Origin of the sequence: Rhizobium mesoamericanum STM3625, assembly GCF_000312665.1 — a bacterium.
GTDB lineage: Bacteria > Pseudomonadota > Alphaproteobacteria > Rhizobiales > Rhizobiaceae > Rhizobium > Rhizobium mesoamericanum.
The window spans coordinates 1-3,571 of the sequence record NZ_HF536774.1; the positions used below are offsets into that span (position 1 = coordinate 1).

Below are 3,571 nucleotides of genomic sequence, written 5' to 3' on the forward strand. Positions count from 1 at the left end.
TCAGCAGTCAGAAATCTCTTCGTGCCACCACATCAGAAACGCTCAGCCCTGGCCACCCACATTTATCGCATCCGCGCAATGGCGCATTGGAAAGTCGTGACCGGTGCAACTGCGTAAATTCATCGGCAAACGTCTCGTCGGGGATTAAGCGAACAACGTGACATCGCCCCTGGGATTCTTCCTGCGAAGTTTACGCTGCCGAAGAAATGTCGCTTCTTGAGGCGGCGTACGAGGACGCCGAGCTTCAGGGATTTGATTATGCGCTGGCCGATACCCATGGCGGGTCGAGCGAACTCAATAACACAATCATTGCTAGCTCAAACCTGCTTCTGATCCCCACCATGTTGACTCCGCTCGATATCGATGAGGCACTGTCAACCTACCGTTATGTCATCGAGCTGCTGCTGAGCGAGAACTTGGTAATTCCGACAGCCGTATTGCGCCAACGTGTCCCGGTCGGTCGATTGACCACATCGCAGCGCGCGATGTCAGACATGCTGGCAAGCCTTCCAGTTGTCCAATCTCCGATGCACGAGAGAGACGCATTTGCCGCAATGAAGGAACGTGGCATGTTGCATCTCACATTACTGAACATGAGAAGCGATCCCACAATGCGCTTTCTTGAGCGGAATCTCAGGATCACGATGGAAGAACTCGTCACCATCTCGAAGTTGATTGGCGAAGCGGAGGGCTGAAGATGGGAATTCGCAAACCCGCTTTGTCCGTCGTTGAAGCCAGGCGGCTTGCTGCCGCTCGCCCCGAAATCGTTCATCCTAATTTGCCTCTAGCTGTGAGCTTTCAGGGGGTTGTCCATTCGGAGCGGATCGAGGAGACTGGAGTTACCACACATCAATGTTTCATTGCCTTTGCTGCGATCGGCGTTTGTCCATCTGTCTGAAATGGTGCCTGAGGTGTTCGACCATTGGACCGCATTTCGCTCGTCCGGCGGACTTTTCTGCCGACTGTGCTACATCAACCCCCAAGTCTATCAGGAGGCCGTGGAGGTGCTTGGGCAGGATCTGGCGATCGTCGCCTTGGCATTGACCGCTGAGCGCAGCGCCAACGGCTCGGTCGCCAATCCTGGCGGCTATCTACGAGAACTTGTCAATCGGAGCTGCCGGGGGTCCTTGCGACTAAGTCGCTCACTCTTTTCGATGGCAGCATCGGCGCGGCAGTCACATTAAGGGACGGTTGCTCTCATGCTATGGATGAAGGACATCATGTGCGGTGTTTAGCAAATGACGAAAGAGTTCATCTCGGGTGACCCACCGCCGTTGGCGCTGCAACGACAGATGGGCCCCTCACCGCCAGCCTTGAACTCCCTTTGCAAGCCAAGATGTGAGTGATCCCTATTAAATCCGTTCGGTTTTTGATTGCGCGCTCTGCGCGCTAACGCCCCCGTTGGATCCCGATGTCAGATCTTTTCCTCTGTTCTCCAGAGGCGGAGGACGACCTCATAGCCAAAGGTGGTCAATAGCTCTTCAGGTTCATCGTTGCTGTTGTCTGCAAGGTCGATACAATCCTTTTCCCGAACCTCCCCTGAAATCTGATATGCCTGATCGTAAGCGCTCAATTCGCTGCGCGTTGACGCAGTAGATTATGGCGCCCGCGGCGGTTTACTCGGCAATGGATTTGGCGAAGTTAAACGGGAGCAGATCGTCGATATCCGCGCCGTCGAGACGCTGCGGCAGTTCAGTGAAGATGTGTCGCAACCAGGCGAATGGCTCGACGCCACAGGCGCGACAGGTTAGCATAAGGCTGTAGGTGACGGCGCTTGCCTTGGCTCCGTCAGTGGTGTCGCTGAATAGCCACGATTTCCTGCCGGTGGCAAAAACTCTGATATCGCGTTCGAGTAAATTGTTGTCGATCGGCATCCTGCCGTCTTCGGTGTAGCGCGTCAGATATTGCCATTGGTTGCGCGTATAGGAGATCGCATCGCCGAGCTTGGTATCGGGCACGACCTTGGGGGCCATCCTGTCGAGCCACTCCTTCAGGGCATCAAGGACTGGAACGCTATGCTTCTGGCGCAAGCGCCGGATGCAATCGGCCTGCGTTTCGCCGTCATCTGGCTTTTCGTCCCGCACCTGCCTTTCAATCCGATAGAGCTGGTCGAAGAACTTCAATGCCTGCGCGGGCGGCCCGCTTTGTTTCTTCCCGGCCTTGAAGGCGTTGACGAAGCGTCGCCTGGCGTGAGCCATACACCCGACATGCGTTGCGCCCTTCAGGGTTCGCCAAGCCTGATAGCCGTCGCTCATCAGGATGCCGCGATAGTCACCAAGGAAAGTCTGCGGATGCACCTGCCCGCGACCGGGCTGATATTCGAGCAGCACAACCGGCTCTAGGCTGTCCTGCCCGCTGCGATAGGCCCAGATGTAGGACTCGTCGGTTGCCTTCCTGTCTTTTTCCTTCAGCACCTGCACCGTGGTCTCGTCACCGTGAATGACGCTCTGCGACAAGAGCCGCTGCTTCAGAGCATCGTAGATGCGAACGAGGTGCTTCTCGCTGGATCTGATCACCCAATGGCCAAGAGCGCCACGGCTCACAGGGACGCCGGCGCGCTCGAACGCCTGTGCGAGACGATAGAGTGGTGTGCCATCGACATATTTGTGAACGAGCGCGAAGGCCAGTGTCGAGGCCGTGGCAATACTGCCCGGCAAGGGCTGTGCTGGCATCGGCGCGATGATAACGGGCGTACGGATATCGGTGCGCTCGCAGTTGCGGCAAGCGTACTTGGCCCGAGCATTCTGCAGCACCGTGGCCTTCACCTCGATATGAAGCTGCTCGGTGACGAGTTCGCCCATGCGATGCAACGGATGGCGGCAGCACGGGCAGGTCTTCTGATCGTCGGCAAGGTCATATTCAACGCGTTGGCGTGGCAAATTTGCCGGAAGAGGTTTACGCCCGCGCTTGCGGCCTTCGGGCGTTTCCACCTCTGGCAATCCCGTGTCTGGAAGCTCAGTGGCGTCGGTCTCGTCACATCCGGCCAAGCCCTCGTCAGCATCGGCCTCGAGAGCGGCGTTCTCGGCTTCATTGAAGACGCGATCCATATGCTTTTCGCTACGCGGCGCAAAACGATGCAGTTGTGCAAGCGCCAGTTCTTCCTCGAGCTTGAAGACACGCTGCTCAAGGGCGTCTCTCTCAGCCCGCAGCGCGGCGTTCTCGGCAGCATTCGCCGCCAGAAGCGCCATCAGTTCCGCAACGGTCGGGGTGCCGGCTCGTGTCATCACAGCTTTGAATCTGAGCCGCCCCGCTCCGTCAACAGCTTTCAGCCGACAAACTCATATTGCCGGACAGGATGGCGCACCATCGCGTCGAGATCGATGCCGTCAAGCAGCCAGCGCAACTGTTCGGTATCGAGCGTCACGACCGGCGCCTCGCGGCGGGGCCAGCGAAACCGGTCTTCGGACAAGGCTTTCAATACAAGCACGAACCCTGACCGCTCGAAGAACAGGAGCTTCATCCGGGTGCGCCGGCGGTTGCAAAAGACGAAGACAGCACGCTCGAACGGGCTCAGCTGCCGCGCGACGATCAACATGGAATTCCCATCCAGATTGGGTTCTTCCGCACTTTT

General features: G+C 57.7%; 4 protein-coding genes and 2 pseudogenes. 4 read left to right on the top strand and 2 right to left on the bottom strand.

All coding sequences use genetic code 11. The features are described from left to right. The 4 genes and pseudogenes from BN77_RS33795 to repC form a co-directional block, all read left to right on the top strand. Window positions 1–117 (top strand): annotated as a pseudogene (locus BN77_RS33795) (IS6 family transposase); the annotation flags it as partial. 53 nt (window positions 118–170) lie between these two features. Continuing rightward, window positions 171–695: pseudogene (locus tag BN77_RS27535) on the top strand (conjugal transfer ATPase VirC1); the annotation flags it as partial. A 2-nt stretch (window positions 696–697) separates the two neighbouring features. Further along, on the top strand, window positions 698–898 hold the full coding sequence (locus tag BN77_RS35185) for a VirC2 family conjugal transfer protein (RefSeq protein WP_007538453.1): 201 nt from the start codon (window positions 698–700) through the stop codon (window positions 896–898). A 1-nt stretch (window position 899) separates the two neighbouring features. Further along, window positions 900–1,184 (top strand): replication initiation protein RepC, encoded by a 285-nt coding sequence (repC, locus tag BN77_RS27540; protein ID WP_007538455.1) that lies wholly within the window; start codon window positions 900–902, stop codon window positions 1,182–1,184. A 432-nt stretch (window positions 1,185–1,616) separates the two neighbouring features. On the opposite strand, the gene tnpC is transcribed toward repC, so the two are convergent. Together tnpC and tnpB are read right to left on the bottom strand one after the other, a co-directional pair. After that, window positions 1,617–3,224 carry an IS66 family transposase gene (tnpC, locus tag BN77_RS27545; protein WP_007538460.1) on the bottom strand — a complete coding sequence of 536 codons (1,608 nt, stop codon included), beginning with the start codon at window positions 3,222–3,224 and terminating at the stop codon, window positions 1,617–1,619. A gap of 41 nt (window positions 3,225–3,265) precedes the next feature. Beyond that, the gene (gene tnpB / locus BN77_RS27550; protein WP_007538462.1) at window positions 3,266–3,535 is read right to left on the bottom strand and encodes an IS66 family insertion sequence element accessory protein TnpB; all 270 of its coding nucleotides are present in this window, start codon (window positions 3,533–3,535) and stop codon (window positions 3,266–3,268) included. Between the last annotated feature and the right edge of the window lie 36 nt (window positions 3,536–3,571).